Source organism: Streptomyces sp. NRRL S-1813 (assembly GCF_000719605.1).
In the GTDB taxonomy this organism is placed as follows: domain Bacteria; phylum Actinomycetota; class Actinomycetes; order Streptomycetales; family Streptomycetaceae; genus Streptomyces; species Streptomyces decoyicus.
In genome coordinates this window covers 334,296-357,310 of record NZ_JOHB01000009.1, presented here as the reverse complement: position 1 = coordinate 357,310, position 23,015 = coordinate 334,296, and the positions used below count along the sequence as shown (strand labels likewise).

General features: G+C 67.1%; 18 protein-coding genes, 1 tRNA gene and 2 pseudogenes. 11 read left to right on the top strand and 10 right to left on the bottom strand.

Annotation, left to right across the window (positions count from 1 at the left end; genetic code table 11):
* Nucleotides 1-2 precede the first annotated feature (2 nt).
* On the bottom strand, nt 3-662 hold the full coding sequence (locus IF67_RS0116690; RefSeq protein ID WP_030986379.1) for a TetR family transcriptional regulator: 660 nt from the start codon (nt 660-662) through the stop codon (nt 3-5).
* A 103-nt stretch (nt 663-765) separates the two neighbouring features.
* Between IF67_RS0116690 and IF67_RS44240 the strand changes: the two genes are divergently transcribed.
* The 7 genes from IF67_RS44240 to IF67_RS0116660 all read left to right on the top strand — a co-directional run bounded on the left by IF67_RS44240 (nt 766) and on the right by IF67_RS0116660 (nt 9,838).
* Nucleotides 766-930: a hypothetical protein gene (locus IF67_RS44240; RefSeq protein ID WP_030986377.1), complete on the top strand. Its 165-nt coding sequence runs from the start codon at nt 766-768 to the stop codon at nt 928-930.
* Entirely contained in the window at nt 927-1,250 is a 324-nt protein-coding gene (locus tag IF67_RS0116680) for a hypothetical protein (protein WP_030986376.1), read from the top strand. Before IF67_RS44240 ends, IF67_RS0116680 begins: the two co-directional genes overlap by 4 nt.
* A 991-nt stretch (nt 1,251-2,241) precedes the next feature.
* The gene (locus tag IF67_RS0116675) at nt 2,242-6,945 is read left to right on the top strand and encodes a DUF6531 domain-containing protein (protein WP_051818122.1); all 4,704 of its coding nucleotides are present in this window, start codon (nt 2,242-2,244) and stop codon (nt 6,943-6,945) included.
* Nucleotides 6,905-7,408 carry an Imm50 family immunity protein gene (locus IF67_RS46275; RefSeq protein WP_078889470.1) on the top strand — a complete coding sequence of 168 codons (504 nt, stop codon included), beginning with the start codon at nt 6,905-6,907 and terminating at the stop codon, nt 7,406-7,408. Before IF67_RS0116675 ends, IF67_RS46275 begins: the two co-directional genes overlap by 41 nt.
* Nucleotides 7,395-7,808: an Imm50 family immunity protein gene (locus IF67_RS41565; protein WP_078889469.1), complete on the top strand. Its 414-nt coding sequence runs from the start codon at nt 7,395-7,397 to the stop codon at nt 7,806-7,808. Before IF67_RS46275 ends, IF67_RS41565 begins: the two co-directional genes overlap by 14 nt.
* 1,042 nt (nt 7,809-8,850) lie before the next feature.
* Nucleotides 8,851-9,570, top strand: a complete 720-nt coding sequence (locus IF67_RS39240) for a hypothetical protein (RefSeq protein WP_234341126.1) — start codon at nt 8,851-8,853, stop codon at nt 9,568-9,570.
* Nucleotides 9,571-9,762: 192 nt separating this feature from the next.
* Nucleotides 9,763-9,838 (top strand) — tRNA-Arg (locus IF67_RS0116660).
* Nucleotides 9,839-9,914: 76 nt separating this feature from the next.
* Here IF67_RS0116660 and IF67_RS44965 read toward each other — a convergent pair.
* From IF67_RS44965 to IF67_RS0116635, 5 genes and pseudogenes are all read right to left on the bottom strand, one after another.
* Nucleotides 9,915-10,016: pseudogene (locus tag IF67_RS44965) on the bottom strand (oxidoreductase); the annotation flags it as partial.
* A gap of 779 nt (nt 10,017-10,795) precedes the next feature.
* Entirely contained in the window at nt 10,796-11,368 is a 573-nt protein-coding gene (locus tag IF67_RS0116650) for a hypothetical protein (RefSeq protein ID WP_051818120.1), read from the bottom strand.
* Nucleotides 11,368-12,624, bottom strand: coding sequence for a DUF7224 domain-containing protein (locus IF67_RS0116645; RefSeq protein WP_158713108.1), 1,257 nt, complete (start codon nt 12,622-12,624; stop codon nt 11,368-11,370). Before IF67_RS0116645 ends, IF67_RS0116650 begins: the two co-directional genes overlap by 1 nt.
* Nucleotides 12,621-13,343 (bottom strand): ATP-binding cassette domain-containing protein, encoded by a 723-nt coding sequence (locus IF67_RS0116640; protein WP_199812736.1) that lies wholly within the window; start codon nt 13,341-13,343, stop codon nt 12,621-12,623. The genes IF67_RS0116645 and IF67_RS0116640 overlap by 4 nt, the downstream gene beginning before the upstream one ends.
* A gap of 90 nt (nt 13,344-13,433) precedes the next feature.
* Nucleotides 13,434-13,847 carry a hypothetical protein gene (locus IF67_RS0116635; protein ID WP_030986365.1) on the bottom strand — a complete coding sequence of 138 codons (414 nt, stop codon included), beginning with the start codon at nt 13,845-13,847 and terminating at the stop codon, nt 13,434-13,436.
* A 169-nt stretch (nt 13,848-14,016) separates the two neighbouring features.
* Here IF67_RS0116635 and IF67_RS0116630 point away from each other — a divergent pair, with 169 nt between their 5' ends.
* Entirely contained in the window at nt 14,017-14,499 is a 483-nt protein-coding gene (locus IF67_RS0116630; protein WP_199812735.1) for a hypothetical protein, read from the top strand.
* A 149-nt stretch (nt 14,500-14,648) separates the two neighbouring features.
* Nucleotides 14,649-16,772, top strand: coding sequence for a DNA helicase RecQ (gene recQ / locus IF67_RS0116620; protein ID WP_030986361.1), 2,124 nt, complete (start codon nt 14,649-14,651; stop codon nt 16,770-16,772).
* Nucleotides 16,773-16,955: 183 nt separating this feature from the next.
* On the opposite strand, the gene IF67_RS0116615 is transcribed toward recQ, so the two are convergent.
* Nucleotides 16,956-18,230, bottom strand: a complete 1,275-nt coding sequence (locus IF67_RS0116615) for a sensor histidine kinase (RefSeq protein WP_037839442.1) — start codon at nt 18,228-18,230, stop codon at nt 16,956-16,958.
* Nucleotides 18,227-18,940 carry a hypothetical protein gene (locus IF67_RS0116610; RefSeq protein WP_030986357.1) on the bottom strand — a complete coding sequence of 238 codons (714 nt, stop codon included), beginning with the start codon at nt 18,938-18,940 and terminating at the stop codon, nt 18,227-18,229. Before IF67_RS0116610 ends, IF67_RS0116615 begins: the two co-directional genes overlap by 4 nt.
* A gap of 350 nt (nt 18,941-19,290) precedes the next feature.
* On the opposite strand from IF67_RS0116610, the gene IF67_RS0116605 reads away from it, so the two are divergent.
* Nucleotides 19,291-19,575: a hypothetical protein gene (locus tag IF67_RS0116605; RefSeq protein WP_030986355.1), complete on the top strand. Its 285-nt coding sequence runs from the start codon at nt 19,291-19,293 to the stop codon at nt 19,573-19,575.
* Nucleotides 19,576-19,601: 26 nt separating this feature from the next.
* Here IF67_RS0116605 and IF67_RS0116600 read toward each other — a convergent pair whose 3' ends face one another.
* On the bottom strand, nt 19,602-20,438 hold the full coding sequence (locus tag IF67_RS0116600; RefSeq protein WP_030986353.1) for an isocitrate lyase/PEP mutase family protein: 837 nt from the start codon (nt 20,436-20,438) through the stop codon (nt 19,602-19,604).
* Between the two features lie 558 nt (nt 20,439-20,996).
* Here IF67_RS0116600 and IF67_RS39230 point away from each other — a divergent pair.
* Nucleotides 20,997-21,385, top strand: a pseudogene (locus tag IF67_RS39230) (ADP-ribosylation/crystallin J1).
* A gap of 24 nt (nt 21,386-21,409) precedes the next feature.
* On the opposite strand, the gene IF67_RS0116585 reads toward IF67_RS39230, so the two are convergent.
* Nucleotides 21,410-22,828: a glycosyltransferase family 39 protein gene (locus IF67_RS0116585; RefSeq protein ID WP_420708672.1), complete on the bottom strand. Its 1,419-nt coding sequence runs from the start codon at nt 22,826-22,828 to the stop codon at nt 21,410-21,412.
* Nucleotides 22,829-23,015 lie beyond the last annotated feature (187 nt).

The window sequence follows — 23,015 nt, the reverse complement described above, 5'->3', positions numbered from 1 at the left end:
CCCTACTCCCGCCCCTCCCCCCTCTCCTCCCTCTCCCCTCTCCAGTGCTGCCGCCCGATGCTGATCAGCCGCAGCTGCCGGCGCGCCACCCGCACCACCTGACCGGCCGCCCCCTCGGCCCCGTCCTCCTCGGCGTCGAGCAGCGCCGCCGCGGTCGTCACCAGCCGGTCCACATACAGCTCCGCCAGCATCCGCACATCGTCATCGCACCAGCCCTCCGACACCGGCTGGGACTTGAGCGCCGCCGCGACCTCCTCCGCGAACCGGTCCAGCTCACCCGCGATCGCCTGCCGCACCGCCCGCACGCCCCCGTGCCGCTCGCGCGCCACGAACCGGATGTGCAGCGGATGTTGGCGCACATGCTGCTCCACGACCGCGACCGTACGGTCGATCCGCTCCTCGGCCGCGTCCTGCTCGGCGAGGATCGCCCGCACCATCACATGCAGACTCCCCAACGCCTCCTCGACCAGCGCGACACCCAGCTCGCCCATGTCCCGGAAGTGCCGGTAGAACGCGGTCGGGGCGATCCCCACCACCCGCGTCACCTCCCGCAGGCCCAGGCTGCTCAGGCTCTGCTCCTCCAGCAGACCGAGCGCCGCGTCGAGCAAGGCCTGACGGGTCTTCTGCTTCTGGGCCTGCCGGACTCCAAGACTGTGACTCATGTCATCCAGTAAACAACCGTTCTCCGAACTACTCCACCCGGCGACGGTCGTAGACTGAAGGAACTGAGTGAACAACTGTCCTCTGGAATCGGAAAGGAAGATCATGCTCTTCCTCGTCGCAGCCCTCCTCCTGATGGGGATCATGCTGGGCACCGCGGCACACCTCCCCGTCCCCGTCACCCTCGTCGCGGCCGCCGTCATCGCCGGCTGGCTGCTCGTCTTCTTCCTCCGCGAACGCCGCCACCACGCCGAGGTGACCTCCCGATGACCACGCTCAGCGAAGCCGCCCGGACGACCTCGTCCGCGCCGGCCGCCGCAGCCCAGGCCCCGTACCGGCCCGCCTCCCGCCGCCGCTCGCAAGCGGACGGCATGGCCGTGGCCTCCTTCATCCTCGGCCTGCTCGGCACCCTGGTCCTCAACATCGTTCTCGGCCCCTGTGCCCTGGTCCTCGGCGGCCTTTCCCTGGCCCGCGGCACCACCCGCCGCGGCCGCGCCCTCCTGGGCATCACCCTCGGCGCCGTCGACCTGCTCCTCCTGGTCCTCCTCGCCACCACGGACGGCACCGTCAGCTGGCACATCGGCGGCTGACCGCACACCCCGGGCCACCACGACGACACCCGGCCCCCTAGCCGGCCCGCCACGCGGCCCGACAACAACGACGCCGATGGCGGTGGTCATTCCGACCACCGCCATCGGCGTTCATGCCGCCCCACCAGAAGCATCCACACCAACCCACCAGACGCCCCATCACCAAAACCCGCAGGAACGGCACACACCCCACATTTACCCCTGAAGCCCTCCCGCCCCAGCGCCCCACCCCGACCACCAAGGCACGCCCGCCACCCCTCATCCCCAACAGAAGCGAACTACCGCGAACGCATCAGTCCCCCTGTCAGTGATACAAACCCGTGCCTCCGCGCCTCCGTGACCTCTGTGGCCCTTGCGGAAAATTGAGAAGACGCAGGTCAGGGGCTTGCCTCATCAGGCTCGGGGAACGTCCCTCCTCTGTTTCGGGAACGCGTGGGGCACCTTGGCAGGTCAGACAAGTTGCGTGGAGTGACCTGACCTGTGGTCCGCCGCCACTGTCCCGCCGGGGGCAGCTCAAGTGCCAGCCCCGATGGTCGGGCTTCTTCGACCGGGCACGGACGAGCCCACTGGTGGGAGATACCTTCAGTGGCGGGCGGCGGTGGACGACGTGACCGCCCCCCTCCCGAGCCGCACGCCCTGACCTCAGCCGAGTACGTCTCTCCGTGGCGCTTGCATTGCCATCATGGGCATATTCGGGGCTGGAGCGGAGCAGGGCGTGGCGGTCGGCGGGGGCGGCCCGCTCCACTCACGTGGCAGGAGGACGTCGAGCTCCCCATGCGGAGGCACGTGGACGTGGGCGTCCCGCTATCAACTGAACGAGGCATGCACACCGTGCAATTGGGCCGGAACCATCTCCTTCGGCTCGCGAGCGCGGGACTCCGAAACAACTTCACTGTGGAATGGCTCAGTTGAAACTTGATGGTTCGTTTCTCCAGGTGAGAGCGTATTCCGAGAGACTTCTACATGCCTGTTAACGGGGGGGTGGTCAGTCGTGGGTGTTGTGCTGCCTGGGTGGGCGGATGAGGTTCTCGACCTGATCGGCGTGTCGTGGCCGAACGTGGATGAGGACGACTACCGCGAGATGGCGACGGCGATGAGGGAGTTCGCCGACGACATAGACGAGGGCAGGAACGAGGCGCACACCTCCATCCAGGACCTGGTGGGCTCGGCGGGTGGCTCCCTGGCGATCGAGGCGCTGAACGCCCACTGGGGGAAGATCAACGGCAAGCACCTGAAGGGGCTGGCCGACTGCGGGCGCATGGCGGCCACCGCCATGGACGGCGTCGCGGTCCTGATCGAGGGCGCGAAGATCAGCGCTCTCGTCCAGCTGGGCATCCTCGCGGCTGAGGTCATCGCCGCACAGGCCGCGGCCCCGTTCACCCTCGGTCTGTCCGAAATCGGCGCGTTGGGTGCGACGCAGGCCACCCGGATGATCGTGAAACGGCTGTTCAAGGAGGTCTGCCAGCAAGTCGCCGAACAGGTCATCAGCATCGCTCTCACCCCGGTGGAGGAAGCGCTGGGCGCGATGGTGGGCGACCTGGTGGTCCAGCTCGGCGCCAACGCCCTCGGTGTGCAGGACGGGGTCGACCTCGGCCACGCCGCCAAGGCCGGCAAGGACGGTTTCAACCAGGGCGTCAAGGATGCCAAGGACGCCGCCAAATCAGCTGCCGACAACCCCATGGAGCTCCTCAGTGCCGGCGGCGGAGGCGGGAGGCACGGTGGATCCGGTGGAAGCGGCGGAGGCGGAAGCAGCTCTGGCGGCAGTGGCGGATTCAGCTTCGACAAGAACGAGCACGACAAGGTCGTCACCAGCCTGGAGAGCGCGGGCGGCACGTTCCGCAACAAGGCCGGCGGGAAGATCGGCCGGGCCAAGAGCCACCACGGCCGCACCCGCGGCAAGGACTTCATCGCCGACGCCGCGAACACGATGCTCGACAAGGTCATCGAGGGCATCGAGGACGGCGTCAAGAAGACCGCCAAGCACCTCGACGACAACATGACCCGCGGCATCAAGCAGATGGCCAAGAACCATCAAGAAAACGACAAGGGCCTGGCCGACCACTTCAAGGGCCTCGGCAAGGGCGGTGAAGAAGGCTCCAAGGGCCCCGGCAGGGGTGGCGGACTGAGGAAGGCCGCGAGCAGCCAGGGGCCCGCTGGAAGCCGTTCACATTCGCGCCCTGTCTCGCTGCGCAAGGGTGCGGGAGAGCCGCGGGAGCATGCCACCCCGACCCGTGGTCGTTGCCTCAACGGCGATCCGATCGACATGGTCACCGGCGAGATGGTTATGAGCCAGGCCGATGTCACCCTGCTCGGACAATTGCCCCTCATATTGCGTCGCACGCACCTTTCTTCATACCGATCAGGCCACTGGTTCGGCCGCTCCTGGGCTTCAACTCTCGACGAGCGCTTGGAGATTGACGCGGACGGTGCCGTATTTGCGTCCGAGGACGGCATGCTCCTCGTGTATCCGGTGCCGGAAGCTGGTGGCGAAGTGTTCCCTTTGGAAGGGCCTCGATGGCCACTTGAGTGGGACATTCTTCAGAAGGATCGTTTCACCGTCACCGATCCGACGACCGGCATGTCCCGCATTTTTGTGGCTCCTGAGCAGGATTGGCCTGCTACTGGTCCGGCCTACCAGCTCCCCCTTCGCTCGCTAGAGAACTGCAACGGCCAGCGCATCGATCTGATTCGACACGAAAACGGCGAACTGCGCGAGATCAACCACAGCGGCGGCTATCGAATCCGAGTGAGCGTCCAGCGCAATCGCATCACCGCCCTGCATCTACTCGAAACGGACCCGGTCAGCCCCGGCACCCTGCTGATGCGTTTCGAATATGATGCCGCCGGAAATCTCACTGAGATATACAATTCTTCCGAGCGGCCGTTTAGGTTTACCTATGACGATGATGGAAGAGTGACGTCGTGGGCCAACCGGAATGACTCCGGATACCGCTTCATTTACGATCAAAGCGGGCGCGTTAGCCGCGGTATCGGCCCAGATGGATTCTTGTCTGCCTCCCTTACTTACGACGACACGCAGCGCACGACGGTCTATACGAATTCTCTCGGGCACAGCACAACTTACGAGTACAACGAACTTGGTCAAGTGGTTCGGGAAACCTGCCCACTCGGAAATTCCACGATATCCGAGTGGGACCGATATGACCGCTTGATGAGCCGCACCGATCCACTGGGGCGTACCACTCGTTACGAGCATGATATTGATGGAAATGTTGCTGCGGTCACGCGCGCGGACGGGACACGCGCGACCGCTACATTCAATGACTTCAGAAAAGCTCTGGTCGCCATCGGCCCCGGCGGGGCTACTTGGAAATATGCGTATGACGACCGCGGGAATCGCACACAAGTCGTCGATCCTGTCGGCGCGGAGACAAAATACTCTTACAACAACTACGGCAACCTTTCCGCCGTCACCGACGCACTTGGCAACAAGACATCTGTCACCACTAACACAGCCGGTCTCCTTCTCAGCAGCACCAATCCGCTCGGAGGGACCACTCGTTGTACTCGTGATTCCTTCGGCCGAGTAACCACCGTCACTGACGCGCTCGGCAACACCACGCACATAGAGTGGACCGACGACGGAAAACTCAAGTCTCGCACCACCCCCGACGGCACCAGTGAATACTGGACCTGGGACGACGAAGGATATCTCCTTACCCATGTGAATGCGATGGGAGGAGTGACTCAGTTCGAATCCACTCACTTTGGTCTCACCGCAGCCCGCACCGGGCCAGACGGCGTACGCTACGAGTTCACGTACGACACAGAACTACGGCTCATTGGAGTGACTACCCCGCACGGCGGAACGTGGAGTTACGAGTACAACCCAGCCGGCCACCTCATATCTGAGACCGACTTTAACCGGCGGACTCTCAGGTACATGCATGACGCAGCCGGGCAACTCGTGTCGCGGGTAAATGGCGTCGACCAGTCCGTGGAATATCACCGCGATTCACTCGGCCGTGTCCGCGAACAGCGCCTTGATTCTGGAATGCGTACCACCTTCTCCTACGACGCGGCGGGCCGGCTTACCCACGCTGAAAACCCAGACGCGCGGATAAGCTTCGAGCGGGACGCGTTGGGCAGGACTCTCGCGGGGACCTCCAACGGTCGCACCACCACGTACACGTACAACCTGCTCGGCCACCGCGTCGCGCGCCGTACGCCTAGCGGCGCGCTGTCTGAGTGGACGTATGACGCCCGTGCCCGTCCGGCGAAACTGACTTCAGCAGCGGGCAGCATCTCCCTCGCGTATGACACCGCAGGTCGTGAGATCAAGCGTTCCCTCGGCCCGGGACTCGACCTGACCCACGACTGGAACGCTCTGGGCCACCTCAGCGCGCAGGTGATCACCGCCCCCGATAACGAAGAACTGCTGCGCCGCACCTACACCCACCGCGCAGACGGCCACGTGACGTCGATCAATGACGGCGGCATTCACCGCACCTATGAGCTTGACACCATCGGTCGGATAACCGGCGTGCATGCCGATAGGTGGACCGAAACCTACGCCTACGATGCCGCGGGCAACCTCGCCCACTCGAGTACACCCGTTGGTGGTGAAGCCAATGGCGACCGCCAATATACCGGGACTCTCGTTCAACGTGCCGGCCGCAACACCTACGAACATGACGCACAGGGGCGCGTCGTCAGACACACACGTCGGCTGCTCAACGGACAGACACGCATATGGACATACACGTGGAGCGCGGACGATCGACTTACCGATCTGACCACTCCAGACGGCAGCAATTGGCACTATCAGTACGATCCCTTGGGTCGACGCACTGGGAAGCAGCGCCTCGCGCCCGATGGTTTTACCGTACTTGAGCAGACCCTCTTCACCTGGGATGGCACAACCCTGGTGGAGCAGGTCGAAACAACGGGCCGAGTGACCACTTGGGACTACCTTGCCCGCACCAGGAAGCCAATCGCCCAGACGATCACCCAGGCGGAATGCGACACACGCTTCTACGCAATCGTCACTGACCGCATTGGTACACCCAGCGAACTGATCACCTGCGAAGGCCGAATAGCCTGGCAGCACCGCACGACCGTATGGGGGGCAGCACTCTCCCCAGCGGGTGGCGAGGTGGATTGCCCGCTGCGCTTCCCAGGTCAGTACCATGACGGCGAGTCCGGACTGAGATACAACTACTTCCGGTACTACTCACCCGACACCGCTTCGTACCTGAGCCCGGATCCGCTCGGCCTCGCGCCTGCTCCCAACCACCACGCGTATGTCATAAATCCGCTTTCGTGGGCCGACCCGCTGGGACTGGAATGTCCCGACGAGGAGCGTAGTTTTGAGGAGGTAAAGCGAAAGGCATTTCGTGACGCCGGGATCCCTGAAGGGGCAGAGCCCTACGACAGCTGGCTGGACCCATATACCACATCCCCTTCGCATGGAAATAAGCAAATTCTTGACGAGAACTACAACCCGATCATGTTTCCAGTGGAGCTACATCTCACTGAAAACGGCGACGAGGTAGTATTCCAAGATCACTATACGGGGCACCGAAATCCAAGCGAGGAAGGCTACCAGCCCCCTCATTTGCATATTAGGCCTGCAGATACTCCGGAATCGCAACGAGGCGGAGTCTACGAAGGGTGCGAGGAGCATTATCCATATGATCCAAAACTGGGAAGACCTGATCAGCTCTACGGATAAGCTGCGCGAGCATTATTCGAGAATCCCTCCGCTTGCGCAAGTCACGTTGAGGTCCATTCACCTCAGCCAGTATGGGCCCACGATGATTCTTCGATTGGACCTGCCCACCTTCCCTGATCGTCCACTCCCTGAGTGGACGGACCAAGGATGTGACCGCCTTCAGTGCCACGTACGATTCCTAGCCGTCGAAGACTTCTCAATGCGCCGATGGGAGCCACCAGTGGTGGCAGATGTACAAATGGAGCCTCTCGAAAAGCGGCGCATCAAAGTGGAAGTCCTGAGCAGCCAAACCAACCTGTCGTTCACCAGCCACGATTCCCTTACAGTTGGAAGGATTAGCGCCTTCCGTGCTCCCGATGACGGACCTGATCGAGAAAATCATCACTATGTAGGGAGAATGGACAGGCTGAAGTACGACTCCGTCCCTGACCCCGAAGTAGAGGTCTACTATGAAAGATTCTGAAAAGAATTGGATCGGGTTGCTTGAGAACCCGGAGTTCGCCACTCGATTCTTTGAGTCTGCGCCCGACTTGAGTTGCTGCAATCTACCCTCCCTACAGATCGATGAGCGGGGAACGGCGCTCACGCTTGGGGTCGACCTCCAGCGCCTCCCGGACAAGAAGATTCCAGAATGGGGAGAGAGGAAATTTAACAACTTTGGTTTTCACCTGACATTCTCCAACTTGCAGAATCTCGATGTCGACGGCTGGCTGTATACGCCCACACAAAACGTTGAAATGGGACGCACTCACGAATCGAGAATTCGTGTAGAAATCTACGGAGAAGGCGTGAGTGTGCGTTTTACCGCCGGAGCCGTCAAGATGACGGGAGGTAAGGCCTACCGGGCTTCGTCAATCCCGTAACGGGAAACGGGCTGGACCACACCGACTGGTGGCCAGTGCTTGCTCGTCTCCCAGGGTCGTGCAGTCCAGCGTCGGTGCCGGCTTCAGTGAGATCGCCCGTCGCAGCGGCTTGTCCACCACGGCCCGCAAGGTCGAGCCTTGAGATGTCACCCGCTACGTCGCGCGCCAGATCCTGAACGAAACCGGGCAGCTTTCCGAGGTCGCCCGCCGCCTGGGGCTGTCCTCCCTCGACGTGGCAGCCGGCTTGGCCGACCTGCAGTGGAACACGCCTCGGCGAGGCGATGCCAGGTGACCGCTCCCAAGAAGCGCAGAAGGCGCAAGGCGACCAAGAAGACGCCCGACTACGTCATGGGCACGATCCCCGACGACACGTTCGGTGCCGCCACCGACCCCCTGCCACCGAACGGGCCGGAGGCGCCTCCACTGACGATCAGCAAGCGGTTCGAACACCTTTTGGACAACCCCGATCTCTACGCCGCTGTCAGTGCCCTGCCCGCGCCGAGCAGGGTGGGCCGACCCGCCATCCACCCGCCGATCGCCTACCTTGTGTTCCTCTGCTCCATCTCCCTGTTCGGCTCTGCCCGGGCTACCGCGTCCCACTTCGAGGAGAAGCAGTGGTGGGATGTCGTATGCCGAGGCGTCCGCACCCACATGGGCAATGAAGCCGCCGACGCCCTTCAACCGACCGGACCCACACGGGGCCAGTGGAACTACTTCTTCCACACGAAGCTCAAGCCCGCGTTCGCGAGCGTGCGTGACATCAGCCGGGACCTGTGGATCCAACAGGCCCTCGACCACGGAATGATGAAGGAGACCGGCAAGCGGGTCAGCCGCAGCTACCCCGAACGCCACCAGGTCATCCACGCCGACGCCACGGTCGCCTGCCCTCCCTCCTCACAACGACACCGCAAATCCGTGAACAAGGTGACCGGGGAGATCCGCCACCACCGTGTCGACGCCGACGCCAGCAACACCGTCGAAGGCGGTGGTACCACCGTCTACGGCAACAAGTTCCTCTCCGCTGCCGTACCCCCACAGCCGAGTGATCCTGGGCATCGAGTCCATCCGGCACAAGTCGGCCAAGCGCGACCCCATCCGCGACGACGAGGGCACCGCCTTCATCAAGCTGGCCCGGCGCGTCCTGGCGCAGGCCCCCGGCCTGCGCGCGATCACGTACGACACCGCCTTGCGTGGCGTTCACCGCGCACCCCTGATCGCGGACGGTCTCGTCGTCTTCACCACCCAGCACAGTGGGCTCGCCCCCGAGTCCCTTCATCGCTACGAGTACGACGCGTGCCGCCACGACCTCTACGTCGCCGAAGGCCGCCTCTGCGAGCGACGCGTCACCGTCGACGGCGTCACCCACTACACCCCGCTGCCCGTCGAGGAACTCGAGTGCCGGAAGGGCAAGCGCGTGCGCTACTACCACCGCGTGACCATCCAATGCCCCGAGGAGATCCACACCGAGCACATCCGGGTCGACGAAACCGAGGAGGACCGGCAGATCGACCCGTCAACAGGGCGGCAGCGCTTCAATCGGACCGAGCACCTGCGGCAGGTCCCCCCTGGCACCCACGCCGGCCGCCGCCTGAAAGGCTTCCGCCAGGACAGTGAGTCCCAGCACTCACGCTTCGACCAGAGCTACCCACACAAGCGAGTCCCGGCCTACGGCGCGAACGCCGCTCTGCTCATCTACATCGGGTACGCCTGGCTCAGCAACTCCGTCGCCCGCGCCATGATCGACTTCACTCCCGCAGCATGACGGCCCTGCCCCCGGCCTCCCACGCCTGGGAGCGCCGGGAGCCATGGATCCGAATGCGGATCAAGCACCACCCGCTACACTGGCCGCGGTGGCCCGGCCTCACGGCCAGGCCTCCGCTCGCTGTCGGCAAGCCGCTCTGGATCATCGCGTCTACCTAGACCGATTTTCCGACACGTTTTCCGACAGATCCCTGCCTCCGTAGCTCAGGGGATAGAGCACCGCTCTCCTAAAGCGGGTGTCGCAGGTTCGAATCCTGCCGGGGGCACCAGTTCAGAAGGGGGGCACCTCCGGATTTTCGGAGGTGCCCCCCTTCTGACATCCAGGTCTGACATCAACGGCGACCGTCACTCACGACCGGGACGCCTCTTCAGCAGCCGGCCCATGTGGCTGATGGCCTCGCGCTGCGTGTCCTGGACGACGTGCGTGTACACGTCCATAGTGATGCTGAACGGATACCGTCAGGCACTCGAAGCCCTCCAGGACCGCGAAGCCATCGCCCTGACCATCATGCATCGCACCCCTGATGCACTGGACCGCCCGACCCGTCATTTACCTGCCACTCGCACACCGCGACGGGGCCAGGCTGCCGCACTGCTCCGGATCCCTCGCGACCCGCCAACTCCGGAGCACAGCACCCTCTACGGGTTCAAGGCTCGCTCCGCTCGCTGCCCGGCCCTGGGGAAGTTCAGGAGCACACCACACGTCGAGGTAGGAACGCTGACGTTCCCGGCCTCCTGGAACTGCAAGCAGTCAGATCACAGATCAGAGGTGCCGCGCACAGCGCGGCGACGCCGGCCGTCGCCGCAGAAGGCCGAGCGCTCCGGGCATGCAGGCCGGCATGGGTAGAACGCCGTACCGCCACCGTCACGAATCCGAGCGCGTGAGCGGACCCGGCCCCTGAGACGTGGATCAGGGCGACCTATCTGCTGCCGCTATGCGGCCGAGCCCGACATGGGTGCTTCGCTCGGTGCACCAGTGGGGGCCGAGCTCGGCGCTGGGTCGTCCCTGGGCCGTGTGGGGCCAACGCGAATCGGGAGTATCTGGCAGACGTTCGGCCCTCCCGGCGGCAGCGGGCCGAACCGTGGGCCATCAGGACGCAGCCCGCCGGGCCGTAGCGTCACGGCCGATGCCCCAGCAGCAAGTGCCGCGAATGCGTGAGTCCCGGGCCGCCAAAGCGTCAGAACACCGATGCCAAGGTCACCCTGCGACGGTCGTCGTGAAGACCTCAACTCTTTCCGCGGGAGGAAAGGAGCACTCCCGATATGAACACCACTGCTGTCACGGCCAGTACGGGGAGGTCCGTCCCCGGCGCGGGGAGAAGTGCCCACGCATGGGGATGCCCGAGACCGTCATAGCCCTCAACGACGACTAGCAGAATCCACGCAAGGGGTATGACCAGCGATCGCTCACCGAGCAAGGGTCGGCACATGAGCATGAACCCTGTGAGCAGCGCCGTGTTCCGGCCGACGGCCCCTGCGGCTCCCGAGCCGAGCGCCCAGGAGAAGCCGTAACCGATGCCGACTGCCGCCAGTACGACGAGGATGACCAATGCGGCGTCCATGCGCGCAAAAGGGCGGATCCCCGCGTCCTCCACATCGTGAACCCGAGCAGAGAGCGTCGCGATGATGGCCGCACACACCGACAAAGGTGCGAGCAGCATCAACTGCACCTCGTTCCCGCCTGCCAGCGACGGCATAGCCGCGAGCCGGTCGCGGAAGAGCCATACGAGCACAGCGAAGACGAAGAGCCCCATTGCAACATTGATGTGCGCACGCCGCGCCTTGATCCACCAGTACATCAGCCGGCCTTCCCGCAGCTGCGGGCCTGGGCTCGGGCCTCAGCGAACCAGGCGGTCTGCTCACCTACCGGAAGCTTCTTGACCTTCTCCACGGCGGTGACGGTTTCACGGTCGGATGCAGAATCGCCGACATCCAGGCCGGCAGTCGAGCGCAGCCACAGATCCAGGGCATCGGCCCGCTTGAAGTCCCTGCGGCCCAGGCACGACCATTCCGCGTCGTTGAGCGGAGCATGCGCCACACTTTCGGCAAGCTCGTGAGTGCTGGTCCTGGGCAGGAACCAGATGTGCCACACCTCAGACCCCGCGCCGGCGTCGAGACGTGTGTAGGTGACCTTCTTCGGCGCCGGTACCCCCGCACGATGCAGGTGCTCGACGATCGAACTCGCTGTCGCCTGCACCTTCGGCAGCATGTCCTGATACAGCTCGGGGACGCATACGTTGACGCCAGAGCGGCTGCTGCATTTCTCGGCCAAGGCAGAGGTGATCATCGGGGTGCGGTATCCCCAGCTGGACGCCACCACACAGGAGGTAGCGAGACCTGCCACGGCCAGCAGGCCGGCCAGGGTGATGCGGACCGCCGACCGCCACGGGCCCCACAGCAGCGTCGCGGAGCCGGCAACCGCGCACGTGAACACCACGGGAACCAGCAGGGCGACGGGTGATATGACCTGATCGATCTCCGGTGAACTCATGGTGTAGGCCGCTGCGTGTCGCAGCCACAGTGTGCCGGGGATGTCGGTCGAGTTGTTTCCCGCATAGCCGATGAAGAACCACGTCCCGGCCATCACCAGCGGCGCACAGACCGCAGGAGAACGGGACACGTTCCCGATCGCGAAACCGATCACGGCGTAGGGGACGGGCAGCAGTAGCCCGATCACCACGGCTGGCAGGGAAGCCGCGTCCGGGAAGACCGATGCCTGCACGAAACGCATCACGGTCATCACGACCATCACCGCCACGCCCAAAGCCACTGGCAGGCTGAGACGTTGCGCTGCGATGCGGTACTTGCTGCGCCATGGCGCCATCTCCCGGATGCCGCTCTGCCGCAGCCGTCCGGCTTCCCACGCGCCGCAGCCGGCTGCCGCCGATGCAGCAAATATCAGAGCCTGATAGGCAGCTGCCGACACCGTTGGGGGATGCCTGTTGTCGAATTGACCAAGGCTTCCGCTGGAGTAGGCGACGAAGAAGGTGAAAACGAGTACAGGCGCGGCGAGGAATGTGGCGCTGGAGGTGCGCAGCAGGGCCTTCACATTCATGAGTCGCCTCCAGACAGCATGCTGTAGGCGGCTTCTGCCCGGCGCGCCGGCGTGGTGTCCTGAGGAGCATGGGCAAGGAAGCCGCTGGTGTCTCCGTCGTAGACGAGCCTTCCGCCGTCGAGCACAGTGACGTTGTCGGACTCCTCGGCAAGATCTGCCACATCGTGGGTGGACAGCAGGACAGCCACGTTTGAGGGGAGCTGGGCCAGGACGTCGCGGAATATGCGGCGTTGTCTGGGGTCCATGCCCGCTGTGGGTTCGTCGAGCAGGAGGACTTCAGCGTCATGGACCAGTGCCTGGGCGACGCCGACACGACGCAGCTGTCCGCCGGAGAGTGTTTTCGTCTTCACGCTCTCTTTGTCGGCAAGGTCGACTTGTTGCAGAGCCACGGCTGCCTTGGCCCACGCGTTGGTTCGGTTCATTCCCTTGGTCCAGCCGACGAAGGCGACTTGCTCACGGGCGGTCAGACCTGGCATGGCAGTGATGTTCTGCGGCATCCAGGCGACTTTCCGCCGGTAGTCGCGGCTCGTGGCAGGAACGCCGCGATGGGTGATGGCGCCCCGCTGGGGACGACGGACGGACGCTGCCAGGGACAGCAACGTCGACTTGCCGGCGCCATTTGGCCCCAGAAGAACCGTACTACCCGGCTTTAGGGCGTAGTTGAAGCCGGAGAGCACGTCCTTGTGCCGGTACGCGAACCAGCAGTCGGTCATCTGCATGGGCACGCGCACTCTCCCGGTACATCAGAAAGCGGGGGTCCGCGACATTCGCGGACCCCTCACTACAGGTCACTGCACGGTCTGGTTCGATTACTCGTTTACGGTAATCGACTTCACAGCGAGACCGCTGCCCGAGTCCTCACCGTTGATCTTGTCGACAAGGAAGTACGCCTTCGCGCCGCTGGGGAGCGAGCGGGTGAACGAGGACGTGTCGCCGTGGAAGCACCCCGACAGCCGTGCAGCATCGCCCGACCGACTGTCAGGGGACAGGCTCAAGTCCTCCCACTGCTCTATGTCAGTGGTCTTCTGAGCCGGCCCAACGCCCACCGAAGAGCAGGACGAGAAACGGACCTCGGACGACCCGCCGGAGACCGTCCACCGACCCGATTCGAAGCCGGTGAGGACACCGGACATGTTGCCCGACCAAGCAAACGCTGCCGGTGCTGCAACCAGCGTCAACAGACCGGCTGCCCCGGCGGTGACAAGCGCCTTTGCCTTCATCATAATTCCCCTCGTTTTCACAGACCGTGCACTTGGCGCGTACATGTCGATGCGTATGTGATCGTGAACTTCGACCCCCGGCAAGGCGGTTTGCGAGGAACAGCGGGCTGTCGCCCCGCCGATGCGACTTCGGGGTCATGCGCCCCGGAAGAACGCGGCCGGGCACGGCCGGGTGAGCGGCCAAACCCGGGTCTTCTGCCGCTACTCGCCCCACGACGACATCCGCTTCTCGGTCGACGCGAAGGCGGCTCCGTTCAGCCGGCCCGTCAGCGGGTTGCCACACGGAATGCCCACCGATGCGCGCGGCACGGTGACGATCTACCACTGGTCGCCCGAGAAGAAGCAGGGCCGACGTGCGGAAGCCTCGGTGGACTGCCTGGTCACCGGGGGTGACAGCGCCGCCCTCAGCGCCGTCGTCACCAAGCCGGAGGACCCGGAGGAGATCGGGGAGCGGCTGGGCTTCAGCGTCAAGAACGGCGGTCCCGGCAAGGGAAGGTTCGGATTCTCCTGGGCCGTCTCGAACGTCGATGTCGTCGATGGCCACGCCACCTTCCCGCACGTCGGCACCTGTATGGCACCGGCCCCGTTCGCCTCGGTCATAAAGGGTGGCTTCAAGGTGGCTCATGCGGAGCTGCCGCCGCTTCCGGCCGAGTGAGCGGAGCGGGCCGGTGCCGCCGCGCGAGCGGAAGGGCGCGGGGCCTGTTCGTACCGTTTAAGGGAATTTCGACCGGTCTGACCGTGCGGGGCGGTGAGAGTTATCCACAGGGTCGACGGCGACCCCCTCGGAACTCGTAGGCTTCAGGAATGGCTCTGGCGGACGTGGAAGTGGTCGTGGACATGGATGTGGAAGGCGCTTCGGACGCAAGCGAGGCGGTGCAGGTGCTGCGCCGGGTGTTCGGGTATGAGTCGTTCCGCGGCAGTCAGCAGGAGATCATTGAGCACGTCATAGGGGGCGGGGACGCGGTCGTCCTGATGCCGACCGGTGGCGGTAAGTCGTTGTGCTACCAGATTCCCTCGCTGGTCAGAGCCGGTGTAGGCATTGTCGTCTCGCCGCTGATCGCTTTGATGCAGGACCAGGTCGACGCTCTGCGGGCGCTCGGGGTGCGAGCCGGGTTCCTCAATTCGACACAGGATCTGGAGGAGCGGCGGCTCGTCGAGGCCGAGTTCCTGGCCGGGGAACTGGATCTGCTGTATCTGGCGCCCGAGCGGCTGCGGGTCGAGCAGACGCTGAGCCTGCTGGACCGGGGGAAGATCTCGCTCTTCGCGATCGACGAGGCGCACTGTGTCGCGCAGTGGGGCCATGACTTCCGGCCGGACTATCTGGCGCTGTCGATGCTCCACGAGCGCTGGCCCGAGGTCCCACGGATCGCGCTGACCGCCACCGCGACCGAGGCCACCCATACCGAGATCTCCTCTCGGCTGCGGATGGCGGACGCCCGGCATTTCGTGGCGAGCTTCGACCGGCCGAACATCCAGTACCGCATTGCGGCGAAGAGCGAGCCGAAGAAGCAGCTGCTGGAGCTGCTGCGGAACGAGCATGCGGGGGACGCGGGGATCGTCTACTGCCTGTCGCGGGCCTCGGTGGAGAAGACCGCGCAGTTCCTGGTGGAGAACGGCATTGCGGCGGTGCCCTATCACGCGGGACTCGACTCGCGGACGCGCGCCGAGAACCAGGCCCGGTTCCTGCGTGAGGACGGGCTGATCGTGGTCGCCACGATCGCGTTCGGGATGGGCATCGACAAGCCGGACGTCCGGTTCGTGGCCCATCTGGATCTGCCCAAGTCGGTCGAGGGCTACTACCAGGAGACGGGCCGCGCCGGGCGCGACGGGCAGCCCTCGACGGCCTGGCTGGCGTACGGGCTCCAGGATGTGGTCCAGCAGCGGAAGATGATCGACGGGTCGGAGGGGGACGAGGCGCACCGGCGGCGGCTGTCGTCCCATCTCGACGCGATGCTGGCGCTGTGCGAGACGGTGCAATGCCGACGGGTCCGGCTGCTGGCCTACTTCGGCCAGGAGAGCAGCGCATGCGGCAACTGCGACACGTGCCTGGTCCCGCCGGAGACCTGGGACGGCACGGTGGCCGCGCAGAAGCTGCTGTCCACGGTCGTACGGCTGAAGCGTGAGCGCGGGCAGAAGTTCGGCGCGGGCCAGATCATCGACATTCTGACGGGGAAGAAGACCGCCAAGGTCATTCAGTTCGATCACGACGGGCTGAGCGTCTTCGGGGTGGGGGACGACCTCCGGGAAGCCGAATGGCGGGGTGTCGTACGGCAGTTGCTGGCGCAGGGGCTACTCGCCGTAGAGGGCGATTACGGCACGCTGGTGCTCACGGATGCGAGCGGCGAGGTGCTGGGCGGCCGGCGCGAGGTGCTGATGCGGCGGGAGCCGGAGAAGGCGGCGCGGGCGGCCAAGGCGAAGGCCAAGGGCAAGCGTGCGGTGCCGGCGGATCTGCCGGAGGAGGCGCTGCCGGCCTTCGAGGCGCTGCGCGGCTGGCGGGGCCGTACGGCCAAGGAGCAGGGCGTGCCCGCGTATGTGATCTTCCACGATGCGACGCTGCGGGAGATCGCCACCCTCCGGCCGACGACCACGTCCGAGCTCGGCTCGGTCAACGGGGTCGGCGAGAACAAGCTCGCGAAGTACGGCCCGCAGATCTTGGATGTGCTGGCGGGCCGGGAGGCGCCCGACGGAGCGGCCCCCGACGGCGAGAGCGGCGGAGGCGAGAGCTCCGGCGGGGCAGCGGCAGTCGAGGCAACCGGGGCGGCCAGAAGTGCCGGAGCGAACGGGACTGCCGGGCCGGCCAGGAGTGCGGGAGCGGCCAGGCCGAGCGGGACAGCCGGGCCGGCCGGGGCGGCCGTCGGCGGTCCTGCCGCGCCGGATCCGTTCGATGATGAGGCGCTGCCGGAGCCGCCGGATGACATTGACTGGTGACGGCGCCCGCCGTGGCCGGTGACAGCGCCCACCGAGGCCGGTGCGATCGCCGGCCCACGGGCGTAATCGCCCAGGAGGCCAGTGGTACGGGCTGACCGACAGACAAAAGCTCCCCCGGCCAGGCGACCAAACAGCCAGGCGACCAGCCAACCGGCCGAGCCGACGGGCCGACGGGCCGACGGGTCATGGAGCGGCGGGGGCGCCATGAGGCAGTCGGAGGATCGCGCGGGCGCCGCCGTCGGGGGCGTTGGTGAAGCGGAGGTCGATGCCCAGGACGGCGGACTGGCCGACGGCGATGGTCAGGCCCAGGCCGTGCCCCTTGCCGCGGCCCGGGGCGTCGGTGCGGAAGCGCTGCGGGCCGTGGTGCAACAGGTCGACGGAGTAACCGGGGCCGTGGTCGCGTACCTCGATGGTCGGTGGGCCGCCGGGCGGGGCGTCGACGGTGACGACGACCGGAGCGCGGCCGTGCCGGTGTGCGTTGATGACGAGGTTGGAGACAATGCGGTCGAGTCGGCGCCGGTCGGTCTCGACCACCGTGTCGGCGCCGATCCGCACGACGGTGTCGAGGCCGGTGGCGCGTACGGAGCCTTCGACCAGCGCCCCGAGGGCATACGCGGCGAGGTCGGCGTGCTCGGTGCCGGAGTCCAGCCGGGAGATCTCCAGCAGGTCCTCGGTGAGACGACGCAGCGCCCGCAGCCGATCGTTGATCATCTCCTTGGGGCGGCCCTCCGGCAGCAGCTCGGCCGAGGCGAGGATGCCGGTGAGCGGCGTACGGAGCTCATGGGCGACATCGGCGGTGAAGCGTTGTTCGGCCTGGAGACGGCTCTGTAGGGAGCCCGCCACGGAGTCCAGCGCCGCGGCCACCGCCGCCACCTCGTCCCGCCCCGCCGCGCCGCCGCCCTGCCCCTGATCTGCGCGGTCGCCGACCCGGGCGTCCAGGTCTCCGGCGGTGATACGACGCGCGACCGCCGCCGTGCTGCCCAGCCGTCGGCTGATGCGATGGGCCAGGAACAGACCGGCGAGCGCGACGACCGCGGCGGCGAGCACGGCCGAGCCGAGGATGGCGGTGTCGAGTATCTCGAGGGAGCGTCGGGTGTTGCCAAAGGGCAACCAGGTGGCCATGACCTGGCCGTCGGCCGGTGCCGCCGCCCACATGGCGGGGCGGCCCCGGTACGTCCCCACCATGGTGCCGCGTTGCCCGGAGCGCGCCAGCCGGCGCAGTTCGGCGGGCAGTTCGGGCGGGTCGAGGAGGGAGTTGAGGCCCTCGCGCGAGGTGCCGTACTCGAAGAGTTCCAGGGCGCTGTCGAGGTTTGCGCGGGTCTCCTTGCGGACCTCGCCGACGGTCTGCCGGGCCACCGCATTGTGGACGAGGACACCGAGGACGGCGGCGACCGCGCAGCTCACCGCCATCACGGTCAGCGCGATCTTCCAGCGGAGGGAGACCGCCGGGCGCTTCATGGGCTGCCGCCGCCGGCCCGCGGGGTCTGGGGCGTACGGGCGTCGTCGAGGGTGAGGTTCCACAAGCTCATCGAGTGGCCGTCCCAGACATAGTCGGTGACGCTGACGTAGCGCGGATCCTTGGTGGGCTCACGGATGACCAGATGCCCGGCCGCCAGGTCGACACCGGCCAGCACACCGCGCAGCACGAGCACCCGGGTCACCACCGTGCGCCGGACGCTGTAGACACGCAGTTCGCTGGTGCGGGGATCGAGGTCGACGGCCATGATCAGGTTCGCCTTGCCGTCACGCGTGATGTCGTGCAGCTCGGGGCGGCGTACGGCCTTCGGGGCGGGCGGCGTACGGCCCTGCGCGGCGATGTCCGCATCGAGAACGGCGAGCGGGTTCGCGTCCGCCATGGTGCCGCTGGGGATCCGCGGGACGTTCGGTACGGGCACCAGGGCCACCGGGTTCTCGTCCCGGCCGGGCGGGGCGGGCGAATACTCCGGCCACAGCACCAGCGGCGCATCCACGTCCCGGGCGCGCCCCTCGCTCTGCAACCCCTCCACGCCCGCACATCCCGCGAGGAGGGCAAGTGAGGTGAGGACGGCGCAGACGGGAAGCACGAGGAGGGACGAGCGGGGGGAGCGGCGGGAGCGGCCGGGGAGGGAGAAGCGGGCGTTGCGGGCGGAGAGCGGAGGCAGAGCCGTGCGGGGTCGCCACCGTCGCATGTCGTCGCCACCGCCTTTACGCCTTGCCACTGGGCCCGTGCACCGCCCGGCCCGAAGGTCCCCCGGAACCGATCACTCGGGGTGACCACCCGCGAGGGAAGCGCTTTATATGCGGACGTAACCTGACACAACGCTATCCAAGATGATGCCGGGCGGAATCTTCAGATCGGCCATTCTGACGGCTTTTGCAGCCCTTTGCACCGGCCGGTGGGCCTTCCTTCACACGACCGCTCCCAGAGATCTTGGCGACTGTTACACAACGTACGGATTACCGTTAAGGACACTCCGTAGCGTGGTTCTCAGAACCGCGCCCCTACGGCGGCCCGAGCCGCCCACGACGAGGAGTACCCATGCCGGCCCAGCGCCGCTCCGTGATCCGTACCGCCACCGTCGCGACCGGTGCGCTGGCGGCCCTGCTGCTTCCCGCGGGCGCCGCCTTCGCCGCCGACTCCACTGTGCCCACGGAGAGCCGCAAGTCGATCATGCTGCCCGACAACGGCCTGGCCGGCCTGGCCGAGAAGGCCGGCCATCTGCCCAAGGCCGGGGTGATAGGCGGTGCGGGCGCGCTGGGCGTGGCGGGCGCCATCGTCGTCGTACAGCGTCGGCGCCACGGCAGCCGGGGACGCCAGGCCTGAGCCACGGCTCCACTCCCCGCTCGCCCCTACTCCTCCCCCGCCACCAACCGCTGCACCTCCTCATAGCCCAGCACCTCGCCGCCCGCCCCGGCCGCATCCGTCGGCCGCCGGCCCGTACGGATGGCGTCCGCCGCCGTGAGAGTGGCCTGCACGGCGGTACGGAAGAGCAGCGAACCGGTGCTGATGCGGCGTACGCCGAGCTCCGCCAGACGGCTGACGGTGTGCCGGCCGGGGGCGAAGAGGATGTTCAGCGGCGCGGGGATCTCGGCGACCAGGACCGATACGTCCTCGTCGGCGGTGACGCCCGGCACGAAGATGCCGTCCGCGCCCGCTGCCAGATAGGTCTCGGCACGCTCGAGCGCCACCGACAGCGGCGGCGGGCTGTCCGTCAGCCAGTGGGTGTCGATGCGGGCATTGAGGAACAGGCCCGGCGCCCGCTCCTTCACCGCGCTGATCAATTCGGCCTGGCGCACCGGATCCTGTAGCCCCTCGCCGCCGGGCAGACCGTCCTCCAGATTCAGCCCGGCGGCCCCGGCCTCCGCCAACTCGGCCGCGAGATCACCCACTTGGCCGGGGCCGCCACCGAATCCCCCCTCCACGTCGACCGTGTACGGGCAGGGCAGCCGGCCATTGAGCCGCAGCGCCAGGGCCAGCGTCGCGTCCCGGACCTCGGCGAGCCCGCGCCCGTCCGGGTACCCGTGGGCCGCCGCGACGCCCAGGCTCGTCGTGCCGACCGCCGCGTATCCGGCCCCGGCGAGCGCGGCAGCCGAGACGACATCCCAGGCGTTGGGCAGCAGCAGCGGCTGGTCGGCATGGTGCAGCGCATGGAAGTGGAAGGTGGCGTACTCCGGGGAGGTACTCATACGGGCACCGTAGGCCGGAGTCCCTTCGGTAGGCGCCGAAGACTCGCGGCGGACATGGCAGTCATGACCACTCCGGCGTACAGCACCCCGCCCGCACGGCTGGCCGCGCCGCTCACGGAACGCACCCCTTGACGGCGCCTGGACGCGGCCGGCTGGGGCGTGAGGGTCACCGATGCGGTGCCCGGGCGGGGGCTGCTCGACCGGGGCGGCGGGTTCGCGCCCCCACTGGGGCGGCGGGTACGTCCTTCCACCGGGACGGCGGGTACGCGCTCGCCGACGCCGGGCGGGGCAGCTGCGGCCCGCGGCGAGCGCGAGCGTCTGCGCCCACCCGGCCCGACCTGGCTCGGCTGCCCGACCGGGCTCGACTCGACCTGGCCCGTCCCGTCCCGTCGGAGCCCTCGGCGACCAGCGCCCGCACCACCACCCGCCCCTCCCGCCGGGCCGCCCGATTCCCCCGTACCCGGAGCTCCCCCGGCCCCCGGGCTCCCCGGGTTCCCCGCGCCCTCCGCCCCCGAAATCTCCGTGCCCCGCCGGGCCCCTCCCCCGTACCGTACGAGCATGATCGACACACCGCGCCCGGACGAGGCCGCGCCCGCCACCCGCACCCTCTGGCGCCCCACCGGCCCCGAGGAGCTCGCCCTGTCGAGGCGTCCGGCTGGCGCGCCTGGCCGCCGCGCCTGCCCGACCAGCCGATCTTCTATCCCGTACTCAACGAGGACTATGCGATACGGATCGCCCGCGACTGGAACGTGCCGGCCTCCGGGGTCGGCCATGTCACCCGCTTCGAGATCGAGGCGGACTTCGCCGAGCGCTATCCGGTGCGTCAGGCGGGCGGCGAGACGATCCTCGAACTCTGGGTTCCGGCGGAGGAGTTGGCGGAGTTCAACCGGCACATCGTCGGGCGCATCGAGCTCGTACGCAGTTTCCACCCACCACAAGGGGAATAACGGCGCCCGGGGGTGCGCAGGAAGCTACCCACCCCCGCCGCAAGCCCCCGGCCGCGCGTACACCGTGATGCGGGCGCCCCGGACCTGTGTGCTGCGGCAGATCCCGAACGCCTCGCGCAGAGTGGTCCGTTTGGCGATTTCCTGGTCGTTGTCGTCGACCGGCTGGCCGTCCGGGTCGCCCGCGACGACGATCCGGCGGACGGACAGCATCCGGGACCGGATCGCCTCGCCGGACCGCTCGGTGCCGTAGAGGGTGTGCGAGGCCAACGGGCTCTCGGCCAGGGCGAGATCGTGCAGCCCGCGGAAGTCGCGCGGCAGGGTCGCCCGCCAGATCCGCCTCCGGGACGGCATGAACAGCAGTCCGTCGCCGGGCTCGGCCACCTCCCGTATGGCATGCGCGATCGCGGTGACATCGTCGACCCGGCTGTCCGGACTGCGCAGATGGACGTTGACGGGCACCAGCACCGCCACGATCAGCACCGCCGTCATCGTCCACCGCAGCCGCCGGCCACGGGTCTGGCCCAGCTCCCCGGGCGGCCGCAGCAGCCGCGCCAGTGCGGCGCCCGCGAGCAGCGCGAACCCGACGACGTAGTAGAGGACATAGCGGTCCACGTAGGCGGGTTCGACATGGGAGAGGAGCAGCAGGAGCAGGGTGGGCAGGAGCAGCAGGGGGAGGCCGAGGGCGCGCAGTCCGATCGGGCCGCGGGAGCGGATCCGGACGCGGGTGCAGGCGATGCCGAGGACCGCGAGCACGGCGAAGGTCAGCAGCTGAACGGGGTCCGGCCACATGAGCCAGCTGATCTGCGCCGACTGCCGGGTGCTGAACACCGCGAGCGGGGCCAGACCGGCGAGAGCGGTGACCGCGGCGAGCATCCAGGAGCGCAGTACCCGGCGGGGCAGGCGCGCGAGGATCACCGCGGCGCCATGGGCGGGCAGTGCGAGTGAGGCGAACTCGTGCAGCAGGCAGGCGAACAGCATCAGCGCCGTATAGCCGAGCCACAGCGTTCGGCGCGGGCGGACGGCGGCAAGCACCAGCAGCAAGCTGGCCCAGACGACCAGCGCGCAGACCGTCGCGTACGAGCGGCCTTCCTGCGCGTACTGCTGCACGACCGGGATCAGCGCAAAGGTGCAGCCCGCGAGCAGCCCCGCCCGCCGGCCGACCAGGCGCTCCCCCAGCAGGGCGACGCCCGCGGCGGCGGCGGTCATCGCGACCACGGACGGCAGCCGCAGACCGACCGCATCACCAAAGGCGCCGCGGAGGGTGGCGTCGTAGCCGGCGAACCAGAGGTGCATCAGCACGTAGTACAGGCCGTGCACGACATCGACATGCTGGAGCGTGGCCCACAAATCGGCCAGGCCGCGGTGCGCCATGTCGTAGGTGACGGCCTCGTCCCGCCATATGGCGTCCTGCCGGCGGATACCCCACGCCCCCAGGAACAGCATCAGCCCGGAGGGCAAAAGCACCACCACGGCCTGCGCCGCCCGGGTACCGCGGGCGGCGACGGGGGACACGTACGTCTTCTGCGCTTGCGCTACGTGGATGACGGGCTCCGGTCACGCACGGGACGGACGGACAGACAGTCAGAAAGGCAGGCTCACGATAAAGCGGGCGGCCGGTGGACGACCAGAC

Excerpts from the sequence above, each read along its gene's own strand:
- IF67_RS0116645 (WP_158713108.1), bottom strand. The coding sequence starts at position 12,624 with ATGAATGTGAAGGCCCTGCTGCGCACCTCCAGCGCCACATTCCTCGCC.
- IF67_RS0116615 (WP_037839442.1), bottom strand. The coding sequence starts at position 18,230 with ATGAAGCGCCCGGCGGTCTCCCTCCGCTGGAAGATCGCGCTGACCGTG.
- IF67_RS0116610 (WP_030986357.1), bottom strand. The coding sequence starts at position 18,940 with ATGCGACGGTGGCGACCCCGCACGGCTCTGCCTCCGCTCTCCGCCCGC.
- IF67_RS41565 (WP_078889469.1), top strand. The coding sequence starts at position 7,395 with ATGAAAGATTCTGAAAAGAATTGGATCGGGTTGCTTGAGAACCCGGAG.
- IF67_RS0116600 (WP_030986353.1), bottom strand. The coding sequence starts at position 20,438 with ATGAGTACCTCCCCGGAGTACGCCACCTTCCACTTCCATGCGCTGCAC.
- IF67_RS0116605 (WP_030986355.1), top strand. The coding sequence starts at position 19,291 with ATGCCGGCCCAGCGCCGCTCCGTGATCCGTACCGCCACCGTCGCGACC.
- IF67_RS0116640 (WP_199812736.1), bottom strand. The coding sequence starts at position 13,343 with ATGCAGATGACCGACTGCTGGTTCGCGTACCGGCACAAGGACGTGCTC.
- IF67_RS0116680 (WP_030986376.1), top strand. The coding sequence starts at position 927 with ATGACCACGCTCAGCGAAGCCGCCCGGACGACCTCGTCCGCGCCGGCC.
- IF67_RS0116635 (WP_030986365.1), bottom strand. The coding sequence starts at position 13,847 with ATGATGAAGGCAAAGGCGCTTGTCACCGCCGGGGCAGCCGGTCTGTTG.
- recQ (WP_030986361.1), top strand. The coding sequence starts at position 14,649 with ATGGCTCTGGCGGACGTGGAAGTGGTCGTGGACATGGATGTGGAAGGC.
- IF67_RS46275 (WP_078889470.1), top strand. The coding sequence starts at position 6,905 with ATGATCCAAAACTGGGAAGACCTGATCAGCTCTACGGATAAGCTGCGC.
- IF67_RS0116585 (WP_420708672.1), bottom strand. The coding sequence starts at position 22,828 with ATGCTGTTCCTGGGGGCGTGGGGTATCCGCCGGCAGGACGCCATATGG.
- IF67_RS0116690 (WP_030986379.1), bottom strand. The coding sequence starts at position 662 with ATGAGTCACAGTCTTGGAGTCCGGCAGGCCCAGAAGCAGAAGACCCGT.
- IF67_RS0116650 (WP_051818120.1), bottom strand. The coding sequence starts at position 11,368 with ATGTACTGGTGGATCAAGGCGCGGCGTGCGCACATCAATGTTGCAATG.
- IF67_RS44240 (WP_030986377.1), top strand. The coding sequence starts at position 766 with ATGCTCTTCCTCGTCGCAGCCCTCCTCCTGATGGGGATCATGCTGGGC.